Raw genomic sequence first — 21,470 nt, 5'->3', positions numbered from 1 at the left:
AATTGGGGCCGCGCGCCCCGGCCGGACGGCCGTTGTGAGGATGCACGGGGGAGGGCCCTGGATGTCGTACGGCACACAGCACGCGGACGCCGGCGTGCCCGCGCTGGAGACGGCCCTGCGGGCGGGGCCCTTCCATGTCGCCCTGCGGGCCGCGATCACCGCGCGCGGGCTGCCGCTGCACCGTGTGCAGCACCATCTGACCCGGCGCGGCGTCACGGTCGGTGTCACCAGTCTGAGCTACTGGCAGCAGGGGGCGAGGCGCCCGCAGCGCACCGAGTCGCTGCGGGCCGTGCGCGCCCTGGAGGAGATCCTGGACCTGCCCGACGAGTCCCTGATCCGGCTGCTCGCCAAGGAGGAGGAACACGCGGCCCGCCAGCGCCCCTCGACCCGTTCCTACCGCTCGCTCGTCGAGGCCTCGGGCGTCCTCGAACAGTTCCTCGCCGAGCTCGGCTCACCCCCGGACGGCGGTCTGCACACGGTCGGCCACCACGAGCGGGTGCGGATCGGGGCGCGCCGCGAGCTCCTCAGCCTCGACTCGCAGCACATCGTGCGCGCCCACCAGGACGGCGTGGACCGCTATGTGGCCGTCCACCACGGAGACCCGGGATGCAGCACCGATCACATCTCGGTGCGCGCCCTGGAGAACTGCCGTACGGGGCGGGTGCGCCGACACCGCGGGACGGGCGTCGTCGTGGCGGAGCTGCTCTTCGACGCGCGGCTGCGGGCCGGCGACACGTTTCTCTTCCGCTACGGCTTCGAGGACGGCACGGCGGGCCCCTCATCGGAGTATCTGCGCGGCTTCGGCTTCGCGGGCGGGCAGTACGCGCTCCAGGTCAGATTCACCGAGGGCGTCCTGCCCGTGCGCTGCCACCGCTTCACCCAGCCCTCGGCGGCGGCCCCGCGCGGCGGCCGTCAGGACCTGACGCTCAGCGCGAGCCACCGCGCCGTCCATGTGGTGGAGCCGCAGGTGCGGGCGGGGATCCTGGGGATCGGGTGGGACTGGGAGTGAGAGGTCTGGGAGTGAGGGGACTGGGAGTGATCGGCAGGGTGGGGCCGATCAGGTGGGGGCTCTGGGGCTGATCGGCTGGGGCTCGGACTCTTCCGGGGCCGGGTCCGGCTCCGGGTCTGGCTCCGCGTCCGCGTCCGTGTCCCGGTCAGGGTCCGGGTCCGGGTCCGGTCAGGCTTCCGGGCCCGCGACGATCTTGCCGTTCTTCACCACGACCGGCACCTTCGCCAGCGGCTGCGTCGCCGGGTCGTGCAGCACCCTGCCGGTCTCGGCGTCGAACTTGCTGCCGTGGCAGGAGCACGTGAGTTCGGTGCCCTCCAGCATGCTGATGGGGCACCCCGCGTGCGTGCAGATGGTGCTGAACGCGGCGTATTTGTCGGCCGCCGGACGGCTGACCACCACGTTCTCGTCCCGGTACAGCTTGACGCCGCCCACGGGCACCTCGTCGGCCTTGCCGAGGTCGACCGGGGCCGTCGGCGCCGTATCCGCGGCGTCGTCCGATCCGCCCGTCGAGCAGGCGGCGATCCCGAGCCCCGCGGTCCCGGCGAGGGCGGCACCCCGCAACACGGTTCGACGGGCGGGCGGCGTGCCGGGCATGCGGACTCCAGAGATCGGGCGGGGTGGGGCGGCCGCTGCTGCACGCCAAGGCGCACATCGGTCGCAGATCCGACCATACCGGTGGGGCGCGTGACGGCTCGGGGGGACCCTCTCGTCCAGCCTCGGCTTCGCGCCCACCTCTCTGCGCATGGCCGCGACGGTCGCCACGTCCACCGCCATCCCGGTGGCCACGCTGTGTCCCGACACGAAGGGTCTGCCCGAGTCGGTCCCGGACGTGCCCGCTTCCGGTCGGGGCGGTGTGCCCGAGCCCGCGAGCCTCTAGCCTGTGCCTCGCTGCTACCCCTCCGATCCACCGCACCCACGCAGTTCAGCACTCCGGCACTGCCGCACCGCTCCGCCGTTCAGCCCGAAAGGAACCACCCGTGATAGTCGTCGCCGGAGAGGCCCTGATCGACCTCGTGCCGCAGGGCGGGGCCGCCGATGACGGTGGCGACCTGCCCGCGCTCGCGCCCCGGCTCGGCGGCGGCCCCTTCAACACCGCGGTGGCCGTCGGCCGGCTCGGCTCCCCCGTGGCCTTCTGCTCACGGGTCTCCCGCGACGCGTTCGGCGAGGCGCTGCTCGGCGGGCTCGCGCGGGCGGGTGTCGACGTGTCGTACGTCCAGCGGGGCGACGAACCGACGACGCTGGCGGTCGCGTCGATCGCCGCGGACGGATCGGCCGGTTACTCGTTCTACGTCGAGGGCACGGCCGACCGGCTCTTCTCGGTGCCCGACCGGCTCCCGCCGGGCACACGCGCGGTGTCGTTCGGTACGTGCTCGCTGGTTCTCGAGCCGGGCGCGAGCGCGTACGAGGAGCTGATGCGGTCGGCCTCGGCCCAGGGCGTGTTCACCGCGCTCGACCCGAACATCCGGGCCGGCCTCATCCCCGACCCGGACGCGTACCGGACGCGCTTCAAGAGCTGGCTCCCCTCAACCGGCCTGCTCAAGCTGTCCGAGGAGGACGCCCGGTGGCTGGGCGGCACCCCGCAGGAGTGGCTGGCCTCGGGTCCCGCGGCCGTCGTGATCACGCGGGGCGGCGACGGCCTGACGGTCTTCACGCCGGGCGGTGCGCGCTACGACGTACCGGGTGAGCGGGTCGATGTCGTCGACACGATCGGCGCGGGCGACACCGTGAACGCGGCGCTGATGCACGGTCTGGCCGCGTGGGACGCGCTGTCCGTGGAGGCGGTGAAGGGCCTGGGCGAGGACGACTGGCACCGGCTGCTGCGGTTCGCCGCACGCGCGGCCGCGGTCACCTGCTCGCGGGCGGGCGCTGAACCCCCGTACGCATCCGAACTCCCGCCGCTGTAGCCGCCGTTCGCTCGCTTTCGGGTCAGCCCTTGACCGCGCGCAGCGCCCCGGGCCTGCGGCCGTTGAGTCGGTCGAGGGCGGCCGAGCTGGCGTCGTCGGCCGGGAGGTGGACGACGAGGCGCTGGCCGTCGCCGTCGGGCAGGGACAGCGTCTCGAACGCCAGGCGCAGTGAGCCGACCTCGGGGTGCGCGACGACGTCCACGCCGGTACGCCGGGGCAGGGAGGGCACGGCGGCGAGCCGGTCCGCGAAGGGCGCCCCCGCGGTGACGGTCAGCTCGTCGGCGAGCGCGGCGACGTGCGGGTCGTGGATCGATGCCCCGTGCCGCAGGTGTGAGACCTGCTCGTCGGCCACGCGGTCCCATTCGGCGTACGCGGTGCGGGCGCGCTCGTCGGTGAAGACGTACCGCACGATGTTCGGCTGCCGGGCGTCGAGGATGCCGAGTGGGCGGGCGTACCGGTCGTAGGCGTCGGTGTGGGCGATGACGTCGCCGATCCAGTTGACCAGGACGGCCGGGGTGGATTCGAGGCGGTCGAGGAGTGCGCGCACGGTGGGCCGGATCGTGCGCAAGGGGGGAACGGCCGCGGCCCCGGCGCAGAACACGGCATCCCCGCCGGACTCCTTCGCGAGGCGGCGGAGCAGGAAGCGCTCGTCGACGGGCAGGAGCAGCGCGTCGGCGAGGGCGCCGAGGACCGGGGGTGACGGATTGCGATCGCGGCCCTGTTCGAGACGGGTGAGGTATTCGACGCTGATGCCGGCGAGCGTGGCCAGCTCGGAGCGCCGCAGGCCCGGGGTGCGGCGCCGTGCGCCGGTGGGCAGTCCCACCTCGGCGGGTGTGACCGCTTCGCGCCGGGTGCGCAGATAGGTGCCCAACTCGTTGTCGCTCACCCGTCGAACGTATCAACGTAAGGGGTCGCTGATCGTGGCCCTGTCACTACCAGTCTTGGCCCGGCCTTCCTCCGGTCCGCCGGTGACCGCACGGTGGACGCATGACCTACGACGACAACTCCGCCGCCACTGCCACGACTTCGGCCACCGCACTGCCTCTGGCGGCCGGCGACTGGACGCTCGACCCGCTGCACTCGGCGGTGAACTTCACCATCCGGCACCTCGGGATCGCGAAGGTGCGGGGGCGCTTCGCGCAGGTGGAGGCCGCGCTGCACATCGGCGAGAGGGTGGACGACATCAGGGTGAACGCCACCATCGCACTGGCCTCGATCGACACGGGCAACGCCGACCGTGACGCGCACGTCCGCCAGGCCGATCTGCTGGACGTGGAGCTCCGTCCGACGATGACCTACGTCTCGCACGGCGTGTCGGGGAAGGACGACGACTGGTCCCTGGAGGGCGAGTTGACCATCGGTGACGTGACGCGGCCGGTGGCGCTCGCCGTGGAGTTCGGCGGGCTGGTGGACGTGCCGATGGACGGGAGCCGGCATGCGGGGTTCGAGGCGACGGGCGAGATCCGGCGGAGCGACTTCGGCCTGGACTTCGGGGCCGGCCTTCTTGGTGATGTTGTCAAGATTCAGCTGGACATGCAGTTCGTCGAGCCGCAGGGCCAGGGTGGCTGACAGATGAACGCGCGGCGCCCCACGGGGAGTTCCCGTGGGGCGCCAGGCGTTTTTCGTGCGGTCCTGGACCGCCCGCGGTCAGGCCTTGCCGGCCCGCGTGGACTTGGTCGCGGTCTTCTTGGCGGCCGTGACCTTCTTCGCCGCGGCCTTCGTGGCGGTCTTGCCGACCGCCGTGGTGTTGGCCCTGGCCACCTTCTTCGCCGGGGCCTTCGCACTCGCCGAGACGGTCTTCTTCGCGGCCGCGGCCTTCTTCGCCGTGGCCACCGTCTTCTTCGTACGCGCCGCGGGCACCGACGCGTCGCTGAACCGGTCGGCGCCAAGGATGTCGCGCAGGAACTTGCCGGTGTGACTGGCCGGTTCGCCCGCGACCTCTTCGGGGGTGCCCTCGGCGACGACGAGGCCACCGCCGTTACCGCCCTCGGGGCCCATGTCGACGACCCAGTCGGCGGTCTTGATGACGTCGAGGTTGTGCTCGATGACGATCACCGAGTTCCCCTTGTCGACGAGGCCCGACAGGACGGTGATGAGCTTGCTGATGTCCTCGAAGTGCAGACCGGTGGTCGGCTCGTCGAGAACGTAGACGGTGCGTCCCGTGGACCGCTTCTGCAGCTCGCTGGCCAGCTTCACGCGCTGCGCCTCGCCTCCGGAGAGGGTCGGCGCGGACTGCCCGAGCCGGACGTAGCCGAGGCCGACGTCGTTCAGCGTGCGCAGGTGGCGGGCGATGCCCGGGACCGCCTCGAAGAAACCGAGCGCCTCCTCGATGGGCATGTCCAGGACCTCGGCGATGGACTTGCCCTTGTAGTGGACGTCCAGCGTCTCGCGGTTGTAGCGCGCCCCGTGGCAGACCTCGCACGGGACGTAGACGTCCGGCAGGAAGTTCATCTCGATCTTGATGGTGCCGTCGCCGGAACAGTTCTCGCAGCGGCCGCCCTTGACGTTGAAGGAGAAGCGTCCGGGCAGATAGCCGCGGACCTTCGCCTCGGTCGTCTCGGCGAACAGCTTGCGGACGTGGTCGAAGACTCCGGTGTACGTCGCCGGGTTCGAGCGCGGGGTGCGGCCGATCGGCGACTGGTCGACGTGCACGACCTTGTCGACCAGGTCGTCGCCCTCCACGCGCGTGTGCCGCCCGGGAACGTTGCGCGCCCCGTTCAGCTCGCGGGCGAGGTGTGTGTACAGGATGTCGTTGACCAGCGTCGACTTGCCGGAACCGGAGACACCGGTGACCGCGGTCAGGACGCCGAGCGGGAACGACACGTCGATGTCGCGCAGGTTGTTCTCGCGGGCGCCGTGCACGGTCAGCTTGCGGGTCGGGTCCACGGGGCGCCGGATGTCCGGCAGCGGGATGGACTTCTTGCCCGACAGGTACTGGCCGGTCATCGACTCGGCGTTGGCGAGCAGCTCCTTCAAGGGACCGCTGTGTACGACCTTGCCGCCGTGCTCACCCGCGCCGGGGCCGATGTCGACGACCCAGTCGGCGACCTTGATGGTGTCCTCGTCGTGCTCGACGACGATGAGCGTGTTACCCATGTCGCGCAGCCGTACGAGGGTCTCGATCAGGCGGTGGTTGTCGCGCTGGTGCAGGCCGATCGAGGGCTCGTCCAGGACGTAGAGCACGCCGACCAGGCCGGAGCCGATCTGTGTCGCGAGGCGGATGCGCTGGGCCTCGCCGCCGGAGAGGGTGCCGGCCGCGCGGTTGAGCGAGAGGTAGTCGAGGCCCACGTCGACGAGGAACCGCAGCCGCTCGTTGACCTCCTTGAGGACCCGCTCGGCGATCTTCTTGTCGCGCGCGTTGAGCTTCAGCTCGCCCAGGAAGTCCGCGCAGTCGCTGATGGACATCGCGGAGACCTCGGCGATGGACTTCTCCATCACCGTGACGGCGAGAACGATCGGCTTCAGGCGCGTGCCCTCACAGGTGGGGCAGGGCACCTCGCGCATGTAGCCCTCGAAGCGCTCGCGGCTGGAGTCGCTCTCGGCCTCGCTGTGGCGCCGCTTGACGAACGGGACGGCGCCCTCGAAGGGGGTCGTGTAGACCCGCTCGCGGCCGTACCGGTTGCGGTAGCGGACCTCGATCTGCGTCTTGTGGCCGTAAAGGAGGGCCTTCCTGGCGCGCTGCGGCAGGCCCGCGAAGGGGATGTCGGTCCGGAATCCCAACGCGTCCGCGAGGGCGCCGATGAGGCGTCCGAAGTAGTCCTTGGTGTGCCCGTGCGACCAGGGGTGGATGGCACCCTCGTCGAGGGACTTGTCCTCGTCCGGGACGATCAGCTCGGGGTCGACCTCCATGCGCGTGCCGATGCCGGTGCAGTCCGGGCAGGCGCCGAAGGGCGAGTTGAAGGAGAAGGAGCGCGGCTCCAGCTCCTCGAAGGACAGGTCGTCGTACGGGCAGTACAGATGCTCCGAGTACATGCGCTCGCGCTCGGGGTCGTCCTCGGGGAGGTCGACGAAGTCGAGCACGACCATGCCTCCGGAGAGGCCGAGCGCGGTCTCCACGGAGTCGGTCAGGCGGCGCTTGGCGGACTCCTTCACCGTGAGGCGGTCGACGACCACCTCGATGGTGTGCTTCTCCTGCTTCTTCAGGGTGGGCGGCTCCGACAGCTGGATCGTCTGTCCGTCGACCCGGGCGCGGCTGTACCCCTTGGTCTGGAGGTCGGCGAAGAGGTCGACGAACTCGCCCTTGCGCTCGCGCACGAGCGGCGACAGGACCTGGAAGCGGCTGCCCTCGGGCAGGTCGAGGACCTTGTCGACGATGGCCTGCGGCGACTGGCGCGAGATGGGGCGGCCACACTCGGGACAGTGCGGCTTGCCGATGCGCGCGAAGAGCAGGCGCAGGTAGTCGTAGACCTCGGTGATGGTGCCGACCGTGGAGCGCGGGTTGCGCGAGGTCGACTTCTGGTCGATCGAGACGGCCGGGGAGAGGCCTTCGATGAAGTCGACGTCCGGCTTGTCCATCTGGCCGAGGAACTGACGGGCGTACGAGGAGAGCGACTCGACGTACCGCCGCTGCCCCTCGGCGAAGATCGTGTCGAAGGCGAGCGACGACTTGCCGGACCCCGACAGGCCCGTGAAGACGATGAGCGAGTCGCGCGGGAGGTCGAGCGAGACGTTACGGAGATTGTGCTCGCGCGCGCCACGGACGATGAGACGGTCGGCCACGCCGGTCCGCACCTTTCTTGAGAGAAGCAACAGGGGCGGGGCCCCCGTCTTTCGAGACTAGGGGGGCCACCGTCAGCGATGGACTGTTTTCCATGGTTGGTAACAAACCCGGACCACCAAGAATGCCCGATGCCGCTTCCGAGCTTATAGCACGTACATTCGATTCTTGGCTTCGGTCGGCCGCCTTCACCCGATCGAGTGGCGGCGCTATCGTCTGCGCCATGAGCGATCATGTGCGCGACCTGGCCTCTGTACGTGAAGCGACCGACCGGCTCCTCACCGCTGTCGGCACGCTGGACAACGCAGCTGTGGCCGAGTCGTCACGGCTTCCCGGCTGGAGCCGGGGCCATGTCCTCGCCCACCTCGCCCGTAACGCGGACGCACTCGCGAACGTCCTCGAGGGCCGGCCCATGTATCCGAGCGCCGAGGCGCGCGACGCGGACATCGAGCGGGACGCGCCGCGCGACCTTCGCGAGCAGCTCGATGACCTGCGGACCAGCGCCGCCGGCTTCGATCGCCGGGTCGAGGCCCCGGCCGACTGGGCGCGCACGGTGGAGCTGCGCAACGGCGTCAAGGACTCCGCGTCCCGGATCCCCTTCCGGCGCTGGGCCGAGGTCGACCTGCACCACGTCGACCTCGGGATCGGGTACGAGCTGGAGGATCTGCCGGCGGAGTTCGTCGAGCGGGAGATCGACTTCCTCGCCGAGCGCTTCGCGGGGCACCAAAACATGCCGTCGACCGGCCTGAAGTCGGACGGCGGCCAGGTCTGGACGACGGGCGGCGGCGCCGGTACGGGGCCGGTCGGCGTCGCGGGTCCCGCCCCGGAGCTGCTCGGCTGGCTCTCGGGGCGGCGCGACGGCTCCGGGCTCACCGTCGAAGGCGGCCCGCTTCCTGTCGTACCCCCGCTATAGGCTGAGTCCATGACGTACAGCGGAGCGGTGAAGGTCGGCGGCCCGGCGGATGTGCACGAGCTGCAGAACCTGATGATCTCCAAGGTCGCGGTCGGCGCGATGAACAACAACGCGTATCTGCTGCGCTGCCGCGCCACCGGCGAGCAGCTCCTGATCGACGCGGCCGCCGACCCGGAGACGCTGCTGACCCTGATCGGGGACGACGGCATCGCGTCCGTCGTCACGACGCATCAGCACGGGGACCACTGGCAGGCGCTCGCCCGGGTCGTGGAGGTCACCGGCCCGCGTACGTACGCGGGCCGTTACGACGCGGAGGGCATCCCGGTGCCCACGGACGTGCTCGTCGAGGACGGGGACACGATCAACGTCGGCCGGGTCTCGCTGACCGCCCGGCATCTGGTCGGCCACACGCCCGGCTCGATCGCCCTCGTCTACGACGACCCGCACGGCCACCCCCATGTCTTCACCGGGGACTGCCTGTTCCCCGGCGGCGTGGGGAACACGTGGAAGGACCCGAAGGCCTTCGCGAGCCTGATCGACGACGTCGAGTCGAAGATCTTCGGCCGGCTCCCCGACGAGACGTGGGTCTACCCCGGGCACGGGAACGACACGACGCTCGGCGCCGAGCGTCCGCATCTGCCGGAGTGGCGCGAGCGCGGCTGGTGAGTCAACGCCCGGCCGTGCCGGGCGTGTTCACTCCACGGAGCATGAGAGTCCGGCGGTACTAGACCGTGGCCACGCCGGGCTCGGCCAGGGCCGCCACCCGCTCCACCGCGAACGCGTATCCCTGGACCCCGCATCCGGCGATCACGCCGTCGGCCCTGAGGGACACGTAGGAGTGGTGCCGGAACTCCTCGCGCTGGTGGATGTTGGAGATGTGGACCTCGATGACGGGCAGGCCGTCGCACGCGTTGAGGGCGTCCAGGATCGCCACCGACGTGTGCGAGTAGGCGGCCGGGTTGATCACGATGCCCACGTGGTTCTGGCGCGCCTCGTGGATCCAGTCCACCAGCTCGCCCTCGTGGTTGGACTGCCGGAAGTCGACGCTCCCGCCGTGCACGGCCGCGGCCTTGGCGCACAGGGCCTCGACGTCCGCGAGGGTGTCGGACCCGTAGATCTCCGGCTGCCGGCGGCCGAGGAGGTTCAGGTTCGGGCCGTTCAGAACCATGATCGGGGCGTTGGCGAGGGTGCGGGGCACAGGGGACCTCCATGCGTCGGGCGGCTGCTCACCCAGGGTCTATCACGAGGCGTCACGGCTCTGCCGGGCCGTATCACCGCGGCCGTCACGGCGTGACGGCCAGCTCCACGTACGCGGCGAACACCACGAGGTGAACGCCGCCCTGGAGCGGGGTGGCGCGGCCGGGGACGACGGTCAGCGTGCTCACCAGCATCGTCAGGACCAGCAGCACCATCTGCGTGGCACCGAGCCCGAGGACGAGGGGCCCCGACAGCCAGAACGACGCGATGGCGACGGCCGGAATGGTCAGTCCGATGCTGGCCATCGCGGAGCCGAGCGCGAGGTTGAGGCTCGTCTGGACGCGGTCACGGCGGGCCGCGCGCAGGGCCGCGATCGTCTCTGGCAGCAGGACGAGCAGCGCGATGATCACGCCGACGACGGAGTGCGGCATCCCGGCCGCTTCGACGCCCGATTCGATCGTCGGGGACACGCCCTTGGCGAGGCCGACGACGGCGACGAGGGCGAGGCCGAGGAACCCGAGGCTGATCAGGGCGGTGCGGGTGGTGGGCGCGTCCGCGTGGTCGTCGCCGTCGATGACATTGCCCTGCTTGGTGATCGGCAGGAAGTAGTCGCGGTGCCGCACGGTCTGGGTCGCCACGAAGATCCCGTACAGGACGAGCGCGGCGAAGGCCGCGAAGATCAGCTGCGAAGTGGAGAACTCCGGGCCCGGCTTGCTCGTGGTGAACGTCGGCAGGACCAGGCAGAGCGTGGCCAGGGTGGCGACCGTGGCGAGCGCGCCGCCGGTGCCCTCGGACTGGAAGACGGCGACGCGGTGCCGGAACGCGGCGGCGAGCAGGCTCAGTCCGACGATGCCGTTGCAGGTGATCATGACGGCGGCGAACACCGTGTCGCGGGCGAGCGTGGCGCCCTTCTCACCGCCGTCGACCATGAGGGTGACGATCAGCGCCACTTCGATGACGGTGACGGCGACGGCGAGTACGAGGGAGCCGAAGGGTTCGCCGACGCGGTGGGCCACCACCTCGGCGTGGTGGACGGCCGCGAGCACGGACGCGGCGAGCACGACGGAGGCGACGGCCACGACGGCGCCCGGCAGCGAGCGGCCCCAGGTGAACACCAGCAGGACGACCGCGAGGACGGGGACGACGGCCGTCCATTGCGTGACCAGTCTCCGAAGCCCAGCGATCATGCCATTGATGGTGCACCGACGGTGCGGGGGCCGCGACTTCGGGACGGGCACGTGTGCGTGGGGCCCGAACGAGGGAAGGAGCGCGCGGCCGGCAGCCGCGCGCTCCTTCTCTGTGCCGGGCTCCGAGCCGGGCCTTGTACCGGGCTCTGCGCCCAGCTCCGTGCCGAGCCCTGTGCCGGGCGAGTCAGGCCTTGATGCTGTCCTTGCGGGCGCCGTCGGCCGAGTCGCCGCCCTGGTCATCGTCGTCCCCGCCGTCGACGGCCTGCTTCTCGGCCTGCTTCTTCGAGGCGATGAGGCTGGCGATGGTGGTGACCGCCAGGACGCCGCAGATGACGGCCAGGGAGACCGGGATGGAGATCTCCGGCACGTGCACCCCGGACTCGTGCAGCGCGTGCAGGACGAGCTTCACGCCGATGAAGCCGAGGATCACCGACAGGCCGTAGCTGAGGTAGACCAGCTTCCGGAGGAGTCCGCCGATGAGGAAGTACAGCTGGCGCAGACCCATCAGCGCGAACGCGTTGGCCGTGAAGACGATGTACGGGTCCTGGGTCAGGCCGAAGATCGCCGGGATCGAGTCCATCGCGAACAGCACGTCGGTCGTGCCGATCGCGAGCATGACGACCATGAGCGGCGTCAGGATCCGCTTGCCGTTGACCCGGATGAACAGCTTCGTGCCGTGGTACCGGTCGGCGACGCCGAACTTCCTCTCGATGGACTTGAGGAGGCGGTTCTCCTCGAACTCGTCTTCCTCGTCGTCCGACATCGCTTCCTGGATGAGCTTCCAGGCGGTGTAGATGAGGAACGCGCCGAAGATGTAGAAGACCCACGAGAAGTTGGCGATGACCGCGGCACCGGCCGCGATGAAGATGGCGCGCAGCACCAGGGCGATCAGCACACCGAACAGCAGGACGCGCTGCTGGAGCTGGGAAGGCACCGAGAACTTCGCCATGATCAGGATGAAGACGAAGAGGTTGTCGACGCTCAACGACTTCTCGGTGATGAAGCCGGCGAAGAACTCGCCGGAAGCCTGTGAGTTCCCCCAGATCAGCAGACCGATCCCGAAGAGGGCGGCCAGCACGATCCAGACGACCGTCCAGATTCCGGCTTCCTTGATCGATACGTCGTGGGGCTTGCGCCCGATGAAGAAGTCGACCGCGATCAGGGCGACCAGACCAAGAATGGTCAGCACCCAAAGGGTCATCGATACGTCCACTGCGCCTCCGGCGTCGTACGGCTACTGATCAGCGTCGTCGCTGCCGGAGGTCTCTTCCACCCGGGCGGCCTCAGCTCGCCTCGGGCCGACGCCCCGGGACCGGTGTCGGTCCGTATTGACGGGAACGCCGCGTTCGGGAGTACTCCCCTCCGCTCGTCGGAGCCTACGGGAAACACCCATGAAACGTAAAGGGTTCGGTAAAGATAAGTTCAAAACCAGTGCTCAGAGGAGTCAGATGCCCTGCTCTCGTCGCGCTCTGGCGACCTCTTCGAGGACCTGCTCCAGGATCCGGCTGCCGGGCGGGACATTCGGCGGCTCGTATGTCCACGCGTGCCCCACCCAGGGGTCGGCGAGGTGGTCGTCGGGCACCGGCGTGAGGCGCAGCAGCGCGCGCCAGAGCGGGTCGAGGACCGGTCCGTACTCGGCGGCGTCCTCACGGTCGGCGACCATCAGGAGGTGGACACCGACGGCGGGGCCCTCGTCGGCGAGGTAGCGCAGCCGGGTCACCGCGCGGTCGTCGAAGCCGTGCGGGAAGTCGTTGACGATCAGCAGCTGCTCGGCGGTGTCCAGGTCGGGCGGCAGTGCGTCGGCCGCTCCGCCGCGGACCGCCATCTGCACGAGGTCCACGCGCTGGACGAGCCGCGCGAGCACCTCGGAGACACCCGCCACCCCGGCGGCCGGCGGCCCGGCGAGCACTCCGGCCCGCACGAGCGGGGCGAGCGCCCCCGCGGCCGATCCGGCCGGGTCGATGACGTGCACGGCGAACTCGCCCGCCGGGTAGACCGCGAGGAGCCGCGCCGCGTGCTCGACGGCGCTCCGCATGGCGCGGCGGCGCAGTTCGTCGGACTCGGTGAGCGCGTCCGCCCCGGAGCGGCCGCTGTCGATCCACATGCCGCGCTCCAGGGGCAGCCGCACGAGCATCGGGATGCGCAGGCCGAGGCCGCGGGACTCAGGCAGCCGGAGGTCGCCCAGGCGCACGGCCATCGGGATCTCCATGGGGCTGCGGTACGCGTGCCAGACCGGGTTGTCCCAGCCCGCGTAGGCCGGGGGCAGGGCGGGCTCGACGACGGCGGACTCCGCGACCAGCTGGGCGAGGTCGCGGTCGAGGGCCTCTCGCGCCTGATCGACAAGTCGGCCGTGCTTGGTGCGGGCGGCCTCGCGCGCGGCGTCGCCCTGGCCGCCGATCCGGCTGCGCGGGTCGGACAGGGCCTTGTCGAGCTCCTGCTCCATACGGGAGTCCGCGAAGTCGACGGCGCTGCGGTACGCGGCGACGCAGCGGGCCAGGTCCTCGAACATGCCCCACACCTGGTTGTAGAGCCGCTCGTCCATGGACCAGCCGGTCGCGTCTCCGGCGACGGGGACGGCGGGCTGCCCCGGCGCGCCGGGGGACGCGGTGGGCGCGGGGGCGGGTGGTGCGGGGGCCTGGCGGCCGGGGTGCGTGTAGTTGACCGGGCCTGTGCCGCCCGTCTGGCCGGAGGCGTGGGCCTGCGGCTGGGGCTGCGGCTGGGGCTGCGGCTCGTGCGTCGGCCGGGGCTCGGGGGGCGACTGGGGCTGACGGGGGCGGGGCGGGGTGGTACTCGGCATCGCGCCACCGGCGGCGGACGCCCCCGCTCCGGTGTCCGCCATGGCGCTCGCCCCGGAGGCCGCCGTCCGGGGCGGAGGCGGCGCCACCGTACGCGCGAGACCCCGCGCCACCGCTTCGCCGATCTCGCCGGCGAGGGCTCCCGCGTCCGGGAGCCCTTGGTCCGTCAGGAGTGCTCCGAGCCCGCCCGCGTACCCCTGGCCCACCGCGCGCACCTTCCACGCGCCCTGGCGGCGGTACAGCTCCAGGGCTACGACGGCGGACTCGGCGTCGAGGTCGGTGATGGTGTAGCTGGCGACCTCGGAGCCGTCGAGTCCGGTGACGGCGACGAAGGGGGCCGCGACGGCGCCGAAGCGATCGGGATCACCGGGTCCGGTGGGCAGCGCGAGCAGCACGCTGACTCGGTGGGCCGCCTCGGGCACGGCGTCCAGGTCGACGGCGAGGCGATGGTCGGCCGCCGCCTGCCGGGGGACCTCGAGCCCCGGCAGCGCGGGGGCGCCGGGGTGCGCGACCCAGTCGCGGCCGTGCACCTTGCCCTGGTCGTCGCTGAGTGTCGCGCCCGCCACGATCGGCACCCCCGCCGACACGCGGATCTCCAGACGGTTCTGGGTGAGGGGGTGGTTCTGCCCCCGGACCAGCTCGGCCGTCATCGCCTTCTCCCCCTCGCCCCGTCCGTCTGCTCTCGCGTCCCCGCTACCTCACAGGCCCGGCAGGATCGCCGGCATGAGGTCCTGGAACGTGCGGCCGTTGGCCGGCGCGCCCAGGGCGGTCATCTGCCAGCCGGCGCCCGCGCGGTGCACCTTCGCCATGATCTGGGCGGTGTACTGGCCGCCGCCGTCGAGCGTGTAGCGGGCCAGCTCCTGGCCGTTGGTCTCGTCGACCAGGCGGCAGAACGCGTTCTGCACCTCCTGGAAGGTCTGGCCGGTGAACGAGTTCACCGTGAAGACGATCTGGTCGATGTGGACCGGGACGCGCTCGAGGTCGACGAGGATCGCCTCGTCGTCGCCGCCCTGGCCGGCGCCGCCGACGAGGTTGTCACCGGTGTGGCGCACGGAGCCGTCGTCGCTGACGAGGTGGCGGAAGAAGACGACGTCCACCGGCTGCTTGTCCGCGAACAGAACCGCCGAGGCGTCGAGGTCGATCTCCCGCGTGCGGGTCCCGAACAGGCCGCGGCGCGGGGCGGCCTGCCAGCCGAGTCCCATCCGGACGGCCGTGAGGTTGCCCCCGTCCTGCTTCTGCAGGCTGATCGCCTGGCCCTTGCTCAGGTTGACACCAGGACCCTTGGAAAAGTTGGCCGTCACGCGTCCGTCCCCTCTCGAACTGTGCTCTGCACCGCCCGTCCGGACGGTTGAGGGAACCCTACGCAGGGCCACTGACAACGCCGCACACGGGCAAGGACTTTGTGTCGGTCTTGCAACACACCGTGCGGCATGCCGGATCCGTCCGGCATGCCGTGGGGCGTGCGGGGTGCGCGGTGCGTCAGGCCAGCCCGGCCTCCTTCATCTGGCGCAGCTCCTTCTTCATCTCCGACACCTCGTCACGCAGGCGCGCGGCGATCTCGAACTGCAGGTCCGCGGCGGCCGCCCGCATCCGGTCGGTCATCTCCTCGATCTGCCCGGCGAGTTCGGCCGCGGGACGGTCGGTGGGCACCGTCTGCGCTGCCTTGCCCTTGGCGGCCTTGCCACCCGTCTTCTTGGCGCCGGCCTTGGCGAGCGCGGGCACGGGCGCCTTGGCACCCTTGCCGTCCTTCGCGCCCTTGCGGTAGCCGGAGCCGAGGAGTTCCTCGGTGTCGACGTCCTCGCGCGCGATGGACGCGACGATGTCGTTGATCTTCTTACGGAGGGGCTGGGGGTCGATCCCCTTCTCCGTGTTGTACGCGATCTGCTTCTCCCGGCGGCGGTTGGTCTCGTCGATGGCCTTCTCCATCGCCGGGGTGATCTTGTCCGCGTACATATGGACCTGGCCGGACACGTTGCGCGCGGCGCGGCCGATGGTCTGGATCAGGGAGGTGCCGGAGCGCAGGAAGCCCTCCTTGTCGGCGTCGAGGATCGCCACCAGGGAGACCTCGGGCAGGTCGAGGCCCTCACGGAGCAGGTTGATGCCGACGAGGACGTCGTACTCGCCCGCGCGCAGTTCGCGCAGCAGCTCGACGCGGCGCAGTGTGTCGACGTCGCTGTGCAGGTAGCGCACCTGGATGCCCAGCTCCAGGAAGTACTCGGTGAGGTCCTCGGCCATCTTCTTGGTGAGCGTGGTGACGAGGACGCGCTCGTCCTTCTCGGTGCGCTTGCGGATCTCGTGCACCAGGTCGTCGATCTGGCCCTCGGTGGGCTTGACCACGACCTCGGGGTCGATGAGGCCCGTGGGGCGGATGATCTGCTCCACGAAGCCGTCGCCGCGCGCGAGCTCGTACTTGCCCGGGGTGGCCGACAGATAGACGGTCTGGCCGATGCGCTCCTGGAACTCCTCCCACTTAAGGGGGCGGTTGTCCAGGGCGGACGGGAGCCGGAAGCCGTGGTCGACGAGGGTGCGCTTGCGGGAGGCGTCGCCCTCGTACATGGCGCCGATCTGCGGCACGGTGACATGCGACTCGTCGATGACGAGAAGAAAGTCGTCCGGGAAGTAGTCGAGCAGTGTGTTCGGCGGGGAGCCGGGCGAGCGGCCGTCGAAGTGCATCGAGTAGTTCTCCACGCCGGAGCAGGAGCCGATCTGACGGAGCATCTCGAGGTCGTACGTGGTGCGCATGCGCAGCCGCTGGGCCTCGAGCATCTTGCCCTGCTTCTCCAGCTCCGCGAGGCGCTCCCCGAGCTCCTTCTCGATGTCGTTGGCCGCGCGCTCCAGGCGCTCGGGGCCCGCCACGTAGTGCGTGGCCGGGAAGACGTACAGCGACTCGTCGTCGCTGATGACCTCACCGGTGAGGGGGTGGAGGGTGGAGAGCGACTCGATCTCGTCGCCGAACATCTCGATGCGGACGGCGAGCTCCTCGTAGACCGGGAAGATCTCGATGGTGTCGCCGCGGACGCGGAACGTGCCGCGACTGAAGGCCACGTCGTTGCGCGTGTACTGGATGTCGACGAAGCGGCGCAGCAGATCGTCCCGGTCGATCTCGTCGCCGACCTTGAGCGACACCATGCGGTCGACGTATTCCTGCGGCGTGCCCAGGCCGTAGATGCACGAGACGGAGGCGACCACGACGACGTCACGCCGGGTGAGCAGCGAGTTCGTCGCGGAGTGGCGCAGGCGCTCCACCTCCTCGTTGATCGAGGAGTCCTTCTCGATGTAGGTGTCCGACTGCGGGACGTACGCCTCGGGCTGGTAGTAGTCGTAGTACGAGACGAAGTACTCGACCGCATTGTTCGGCAGCAGCTCGCGGAACTCGTTGGCCAGCTGGGCGGCCAGCGTCTTGTTCGGGGCCATCACGAGGGTGGGGCGCTGGAGCTTCTCGATCATCCACGCGGTGGTGGCGGACTTACCTGTTCCGGTCGCACCGAGGAGGACGACATCCTTCTCACCTGCGGTGATGCGCCGCTCCAGGTCGGCGATGGCTGCCGGCTGGTCGCCGCTTGGCTGGTAGGGACTGACGACCTCGAAAGGCGCCACCGTGCGTTCGATCTTGGATACGGGCCGCATGGAATCCACCGTACGACCCCGCACTGACAACGGGGCCGGATCAGCCTGCCCGCCGCAGGGGGCGGACGGTCCGGCCCGCCCTGCTCGCGGCCTCGACGGCGTCCCGCCGGTCGGGCCTGCCCGTCATCATCATCGGGTCGAAGACCACCACGACGCCGGCCAGCAGCAGGAAGCACAGGGGGCCGATCATCAGGGGCGCGAGGAGTTCGGCGGGTGTGTCACCGGCAGGGGTGCCGCCGCTCGCGTGCGCCTGGACCCTGAGGGCGGCCATTCCGGTGTAGTGCATGCCGGTGACCGCGAGGCCCATGACGAGGCTCGCGCCGACGCTCCAGCTGAACCCCCTGACCTGGACCGCGGCCCAGAGCGCGGCGGTGGCGGCGGCCATGGCGATCACTACGGAGACGCCGACGGTGAAGGTGTTGTACTGAAGCGTCCCGTGCAGGCGCATGCCGGCCATGCCGAGGTAGTGCATCGACGCGACGCCCAGTCCGGTGACCGTGCCGCCGGTGAACAGGGCCGTCCCTGTAGCTCCCCGGTAGCCGACGATGAAGATCCCTATCCCGACCATGACGATGGCGACGCCCAGGCTCGCGAAGGTCGTCGGTTTGTCGTAGTGGATCGGGGTGCCCTGCACGCGGAAGCCCATCATCGCGATGAAGTGCATCGTCCAGATTCCGGACCCGATCGCCGCCGAGCCGAGCGCGAGCCAGCCGGGCCGCCAGGACTGGGTGACGAGCAGCGATCTGGTGGTGCAGCGCAGGCCCAGCGCCCCGCCGAGGCAGGCCATGAAGAACGCCACCAGCGGCGTGACCAGTCCATAGCTGAATCCGTCGACCGTGCCCTGCATCCGCTGCAGCCCTTCCGCCCTGATGTTCCTGATGTGTTCCGTCTGAGCCCTGGCAACGGCTGCCGGAGCGACCGCGATTGGAGCAGAGATTAAGGCTCCGGCGCGAACGTCTGAACGATTTTCCGGCAAAGCCTCACGACACCCACCCTCAGGGTGCACGTCCTCCCACCACTCCGTTCAGTGTGTGGCCATCCTTCACCTGTCTTCCGTTGGCAACCGACTGTCACCGTCGTTCAGTCCTTGATCCCTCGACGCGAGGAGTACACGTGTCCGCACGCGCAGCCACCGCGACCGCCGCCCTGGTGGGATTCGTCGGCGTCCTGGTCCTCCCCACCGCCGCCGAGGCGGCACAGGAGCACGGCGGACCCGCCGTCGTCGCACACCGCGGCGCCTCCGGGTACGCGCCCGAGAACACCCTCAAGGCCATCGACAAGGCCGACAGGCTCGGCTTCGACTGGGTCGAGAACGACGTGCAGCGCACCAAGGACGGTCGGCTCGTCGTCATCCACGACACGAATCTGGCGCGCACCACGAACGTGGAGCAGGTCTTCCCCGGCCGCGCCCCGTACAACGTCCGCGACTTCACCGCCGCGGAGATCGCCGAGCTCGACGCCGGCGCCTGGAAGGGCGCCGAGTTCGCCGGCGCCCGTGTCCCGACCCTCACCCAGTACCTGGACCGGATCGACCACAACCACCAGAAGCTCCTCATGGAGATCAAGGCACCGGAACTCTACCCGGGCATCGAGAAGGACATCCTGCGCGTGCTCGGCAAGGAGGGCTGGCTCAACCGCGATCACGTCAGGAACCGCCTGGTGATCCAGAGCTTCAGCGCCGACAGCCTACGGACCGTGCACAAGCGCCGCCCGGACATCACGACAGGTTTCCTCGGCACCCCCGCCAAGGGCGACCTGCCCCGGTACGCCCGGTTCGCCGACCGGATCAACCCCAGCAACGGGACAATCTCTGCCGGATACGTCGCCGCGGTGCACGCCTTCAGGGGCCCGCACGGCAAGCGCCTGAAGCTCTTCACCTGGACCGTGAACGACGCGCCGACCGCGCGGCGCGTGGCCGGTCTCGGCGTGGACGGCATCATCTCGAACTTCCCCGACGTCGTGCGCAAGGCGGTGGGCGGCGGCCGGTAGAGCGGACGACGGGCAGGGGGAGGCCAGGCCGGCGGACGGCGCGGGCCGTTGTCAGTGGCTCCCCGTACGGTGGTCGGCATGAACGCCACTGGGCAGAAAGCCACTGGGGAAAGCGCCGCCGGGGACAGGACCGGAGACGGGGCCGGGCTCACGGCGGTCTGGGCCGTCGTCGGGACGGACATCGGGCCGCTGCTCCTCGCCGCGACGGACGCCGGCCTGGTGAATGTCGTCTTCCACGCCTCCCCCGCCGTGCGGGACTCCGCGGTCGAGCGGCTCGGTTCCCGGCTCGGGACCGAGCCGGTCGAGGCCCCGGACTCGCCGCTCCTGGCCGAGCCCATACGCCAGCTGAAGGCCTACTTCGCCGGTGAGCGGCGCGACTTCGAGCTGCCGCTCGACTGGTCGCTGATCTCCGGGTTCAACCGGCAGGTCCTGCGCGAGCTGGCGTCCGGCGTCCCGTTCGGCTCGGTCGTCGGTTACGGGGATCTGGCGGGCCGCGTCGGACAGCCGGGGGCTGCGCAGGCGGTGGGCGTGGCTATGGGTGCCAATCCGCTGCCGGTCGTGGTGCCGTGCCACCGCGTCGTGGAGAGCGACGGCGGCATCGGCGGATTCGGCGGCGGCCTGGAGACGAAGCGGCAGCTGCTCGCCCTGGAGGGTGTCCTTCCGCAGCCGCTGTTCTGAGGCGCGGGAGCGACCGTCCCGAGGCGCGGGAGCGGCTGGTCCGAGGCGCGGGAGCGGCTGTTTCGAGCCCCAGGCACTGGTTGGCGCCAGGCCGTGCGGGGATGCCCGGTGTTCGAGGGTGGGTGCCGGCTGGCACACTGCGCCGGTGCTCATACCCGATTCCGCCGCGCGCCGCCGCCCTTCCGTCCCCGAGACGCCTCAGGACCTGGCCGGGCTGCGCCGCCGTGTCACCGCCGTACTCGTCGCGAGCCAGATACTCGGCGGGCTCGGCGTAGCCACCGGTATCGCGCTCGCCGCCGTGCTCGCCAAGCAGGTCAGCGGGGACGAGGCACTCTCAGGGCTCGCGCCGACCGCGACGGTCGCCGGGACCGCCCTGCTGTCCGTTCCGCTCGCCGCCCTGATGACGGCGCGGGGGCGCCGGCCCGGGCTCGTCCTCGCGTATCTGATCGGCGCGCTGGAGGCCGGGGTCGTCGTGCTGGCCGCCGCGGTGGGGAGCTTCCCGCTGCTGCTCATCGGCATGGCCGGGTTCGGCGCCGCCTCGTCGGCCAATCTCCAGGCGCGGTTCGCGGCCGCCGACCTGGCCGAGCCGCAGCGTCGGGCGCGGGCGATCTCGAATGTCGTGTGGGCCACGACGATCGGCGCGGTGCTCGGGCCCAACATCGCGGCGCCCGCGGGCCGCAGCGTCGCCGGACTCGGCATCCCCGCGGCGGCGGGCCCCTTCCTGTGGGCGGCCGGGGTCTTCCTCGTCTCCGCCGTCATGGTGCAGCTCCTGCTGCGTCCCGACCCGCTCCTTACCGCCCGCGCCCTGGATCCCGAGGAGGAGAAGTCGGCCGGAGGGCGGTCGATCCGTGCCGGGTTCGCCGCGGTCGCCGCGTCGCCGCGCGCCCGGCTCGCCCTCGTGACCGTCGCCGTCTCGCACACCGCGATGGTGTCGATCATGTCGATGACGCCTGTCGACCTCGGCCATCACGGTGCGAGCATCGACCTCATCGGCCTGGTCATCAGCGGACACATCGCGGGCATGTACGCGTTCTCGCCGGTGATGGGCCGGCTGTCGGACCGGCTCGGGCGGCTCTCCGTGATCGGCCTCGCCGTGGGCCTGCTCGCCTGCGCGGCGCTGCTCGCGGGCACGGCGGGCGGCAGCCACGGGCAGACCGCCGCGGGCCTGTTCGTCCTGGGGCTCGGCTGGTCCGCGGGCCTGGTCTCCGGTTCGGCCCTGCTGACCGACTCGGTGCCGCAGGCGGCGCGGGCCGCCGCGCAGGGCCTGTCCGACCTGACCATGAACACGGCGGCGGGCGTCGGCGGCGCGGCAGCCGGCCTGGTCGTGGCGACGGCGAGCTACGCCTGGCTCAACCTGGCCGCAGCCTGCCTCCTGCTGCCACTCGCCGTGCTCGCCCTCTTCAGCCGGCGGCCCGCGACGGCGTGATCAGGGCGGCGTGGCGGTGGTCGGTGAT

At 70.9% G+C, this 21,470-nt stretch carries 19 protein-coding genes; 9 read left to right on the top strand and 10 right to left on the bottom strand.

What is annotated here, in order from left to right; all coding sequences use genetic code 11:
- The first annotated feature begins 61 nt into the window (after positions 1-61).
- The gene (locus tag OG698_RS33855) at positions 62-1,009 is read left to right on the top strand and encodes a hypothetical protein (protein WP_406107531.1); all 948 of its coding nucleotides are present in this window, start codon (positions 62-64) and stop codon (positions 1,007-1,009) included.
- A gap of 168 nt (positions 1,010-1,177) precedes the next feature.
- Here OG698_RS33855 and OG698_RS33850 read toward each other — a convergent pair whose 3' ends face one another.
- Positions 1,178-1,603 carry a Rieske 2Fe-2S domain-containing protein gene (locus tag OG698_RS33850; RefSeq protein WP_406107529.1) on the bottom strand — a complete coding sequence of 142 codons (426 nt, stop codon included), beginning with the start codon at positions 1,601-1,603 and terminating at the stop codon, positions 1,178-1,180.
- A 148-nt stretch (positions 1,604-1,751) separates the two neighbouring features.
- Between OG698_RS33850 and OG698_RS33845 the strand changes: the two genes are divergently transcribed.
- The gene (locus OG698_RS33845) at positions 1,752-1,886 is read left to right on the top strand and encodes a hypothetical protein (RefSeq protein ID WP_406107527.1); all 135 of its coding nucleotides are present in this window, start codon (positions 1,752-1,754) and stop codon (positions 1,884-1,886) included.
- A 100-nt stretch (positions 1,887-1,986) separates the two neighbouring features.
- A complete protein-coding gene (locus OG698_RS33840; RefSeq protein WP_406107525.1) occupies positions 1,987-2,913 on the top strand; it encodes a carbohydrate kinase in 927 nt (308 codons plus the stop codon).
- A gap of 22 nt (positions 2,914-2,935) precedes the next feature.
- Here the strand turns inward: OG698_RS33840 and OG698_RS33835 are convergent, their stop codons facing one another.
- Complete coding sequence (locus tag OG698_RS33835) at positions 2,936-3,799, bottom strand: helix-turn-helix domain-containing protein (RefSeq protein WP_406107523.1); 864 nt, start codon at positions 3,797-3,799, stop codon at positions 2,936-2,938.
- Between the two features lie 101 nt (positions 3,800-3,900).
- On the opposite strand from OG698_RS33835, the gene OG698_RS33830 reads away from it, so the two are divergent.
- Complete coding sequence (locus OG698_RS33830; RefSeq protein ID WP_399970285.1) at positions 3,901-4,482, top strand: YceI family protein; 582 nt, start codon at positions 3,901-3,903, stop codon at positions 4,480-4,482.
- Positions 4,483-4,560: 78 nt separating this feature from the next.
- Here the strand turns inward: OG698_RS33830 and uvrA are convergent, their stop codons facing one another.
- Positions 4,561-7,632: an excinuclease ABC subunit UvrA gene (gene uvrA / locus OG698_RS33825; protein ID WP_406107521.1), complete on the bottom strand. Its 3,072-nt coding sequence runs from the start codon at positions 7,630-7,632 to the stop codon at positions 4,561-4,563.
- 221 nt (positions 7,633-7,853) lie between these two features.
- On the opposite strand from uvrA, the gene OG698_RS33820 reads away from it, so the two are divergent.
- Positions 7,854-8,543, top strand: a complete 690-nt coding sequence (locus OG698_RS33820) for a maleylpyruvate isomerase family mycothiol-dependent enzyme (RefSeq protein WP_406107519.1) — start codon at positions 7,854-7,856, stop codon at positions 8,541-8,543.
- A 9-nt stretch (positions 8,544-8,552) separates the two neighbouring features.
- A complete protein-coding gene (locus OG698_RS33815) occupies positions 8,553-9,209 on the top strand; it encodes an MBL fold metallo-hydrolase (RefSeq protein WP_329574396.1) in 657 nt (218 codons plus the stop codon).
- 58 nt (positions 9,210-9,267) lie between these two features.
- Here OG698_RS33815 and aroQ read toward each other — a convergent pair whose 3' ends face one another.
- The 7 genes from aroQ to OG698_RS33780 all read right to left on the bottom strand — a co-directional run bounded on the left by aroQ (position 9,268) and on the right by OG698_RS33780 (position 18,196).
- Positions 9,268-9,741 carry a type II 3-dehydroquinate dehydratase gene (aroQ, locus tag OG698_RS33810; RefSeq protein WP_266565544.1) on the bottom strand — a complete coding sequence of 158 codons (474 nt, stop codon included), beginning with the start codon at positions 9,739-9,741 and terminating at the stop codon, positions 9,268-9,270.
- Positions 9,742-9,826: 85 nt separating this feature from the next.
- On the bottom strand, positions 9,827-10,927 hold the full coding sequence (locus tag OG698_RS33805; protein ID WP_406107518.1) for a calcium:proton antiporter: 1,101 nt from the start codon (positions 10,925-10,927) through the stop codon (positions 9,827-9,829).
- A 184-nt stretch (positions 10,928-11,111) separates the two neighbouring features.
- Entirely contained in the window at positions 11,112-12,128 is a 1,017-nt protein-coding gene (locus OG698_RS33800) for a TerC family protein (protein ID WP_406107517.1), read from the bottom strand.
- 243 nt (positions 12,129-12,371) lie between these two features.
- Positions 12,372-14,372 (bottom strand): TerD family protein, encoded by a 2,001-nt coding sequence (locus tag OG698_RS33795; RefSeq protein WP_406107515.1) that lies wholly within the window; start codon positions 14,370-14,372, stop codon positions 12,372-12,374.
- A 48-nt stretch (positions 14,373-14,420) separates the two neighbouring features.
- Positions 14,421-15,023 carry a TerD family protein gene (locus OG698_RS33790; RefSeq protein WP_100592369.1) on the bottom strand — a complete coding sequence of 201 codons (603 nt, stop codon included), beginning with the start codon at positions 15,021-15,023 and terminating at the stop codon, positions 14,421-14,423.
- A gap of 178 nt (positions 15,024-15,201) precedes the next feature.
- Positions 15,202-17,349 carry an excinuclease ABC subunit UvrB gene (uvrB, locus tag OG698_RS33785; RefSeq protein WP_399970273.1) on the bottom strand — a complete coding sequence of 716 codons (2,148 nt, stop codon included), beginning with the start codon at positions 17,347-17,349 and terminating at the stop codon, positions 15,202-15,204.
- Between the two features lie 40 nt (positions 17,350-17,389).
- Positions 17,390-18,196 (bottom strand): MHYT domain-containing protein, encoded by an 807-nt coding sequence (locus OG698_RS33780; protein WP_399970272.1) that lies wholly within the window; start codon positions 18,194-18,196, stop codon positions 17,390-17,392.
- 266 nt (positions 18,197-18,462) lie between these two features.
- Here OG698_RS33780 and OG698_RS33775 point away from each other — a divergent pair, with 266 nt between their 5' ends.
- From OG698_RS33775 to OG698_RS33765, 3 genes are all read left to right on the top strand, one after another.
- Positions 18,463-19,338, top strand: coding sequence for a glycerophosphodiester phosphodiesterase (locus tag OG698_RS33775; RefSeq protein WP_406107514.1), 876 nt, complete (start codon positions 18,463-18,465; stop codon positions 19,336-19,338).
- Between the two features lie 78 nt (positions 19,339-19,416).
- Positions 19,417-20,016: a methylated-DNA--[protein]-cysteine S-methyltransferase gene (locus tag OG698_RS33770; protein WP_383085798.1), complete on the top strand. Its 600-nt coding sequence runs from the start codon at positions 19,417-19,419 to the stop codon at positions 20,014-20,016.
- Between the two features lie 151 nt (positions 20,017-20,167).
- The gene (locus OG698_RS33765) at positions 20,168-21,442 is read left to right on the top strand and encodes an MFS transporter (protein ID WP_406111452.1); all 1,275 of its coding nucleotides are present in this window, start codon (positions 20,168-20,170) and stop codon (positions 21,440-21,442) included.
- Positions 21,443-21,470 lie beyond the last annotated feature (28 nt).

Source organism: Streptomyces sp. NBC_01003 (assembly GCF_045162695.1).
Classification (GTDB): Bacteria; Actinomycetota; Actinomycetes; order Streptomycetales; family Streptomycetaceae; genus Streptomyces.
This window is presented reverse-complemented; position numbering and strand designations above follow the sequence as displayed.

What these genes read in the sequence shown, in the direction of transcription:
- OG698_RS33855 (WP_406107531.1), top strand. Translation starts at nt 62, where the DNA reads ATGTCGTACGGCACACAGCACGCGGACGCCGGCGTGCCCGCGCTGGAG.
- OG698_RS33850 (WP_406107529.1), bottom strand. Translation starts at nt 1,603, where the DNA reads ATGCCCGGCACGCCGCCCGCCCGTCGAACCGTGTTGCGGGGTGCCGCC.
- OG698_RS33845 (WP_406107527.1), top strand. Translation starts at nt 1,752, where the DNA reads ATGGCCGCGACGGTCGCCACGTCCACCGCCATCCCGGTGGCCACGCTG.
- OG698_RS33830 (WP_399970285.1), top strand. Translation starts at nt 3,901, where the DNA reads ATGACCTACGACGACAACTCCGCCGCCACTGCCACGACTTCGGCCACC.
- OG698_RS33820 (WP_406107519.1), top strand. Translation starts at nt 7,854, where the DNA reads ATGAGCGATCATGTGCGCGACCTGGCCTCTGTACGTGAAGCGACCGAC.
- OG698_RS33815 (WP_329574396.1), top strand. Translation starts at nt 8,553, where the DNA reads ATGACGTACAGCGGAGCGGTGAAGGTCGGCGGCCCGGCGGATGTGCAC.
- OG698_RS33805 (WP_406107518.1), bottom strand. Translation starts at nt 10,927, where the DNA reads ATGATCGCTGGGCTTCGGAGACTGGTCACGCAATGGACGGCCGTCGTC.
- OG698_RS33800 (WP_406107517.1), bottom strand. Translation starts at nt 12,128, where the DNA reads ATGACCCTTTGGGTGCTGACCATTCTTGGTCTGGTCGCCCTGATCGCG.
- OG698_RS33795 (WP_406107515.1), bottom strand. Translation starts at nt 14,372, where the DNA reads ATGACGGCCGAGCTGGTCCGGGGGCAGAACCACCCCCTCACCCAGAAC.
- uvrB (WP_399970273.1), bottom strand. Translation starts at nt 17,349, where the DNA reads ATGCGGCCCGTATCCAAGATCGAACGCACGGTGGCGCCTTTCGAGGTC.
- OG698_RS33780 (WP_399970272.1), bottom strand. Translation starts at nt 18,196, where the DNA reads ATGCAGGGCACGGTCGACGGATTCAGCTATGGACTGGTCACGCCGCTG.
- OG698_RS33770 (WP_383085798.1), top strand. Translation starts at nt 19,417, where the DNA reads ATGAACGCCACTGGGCAGAAAGCCACTGGGGAAAGCGCCGCCGGGGAC.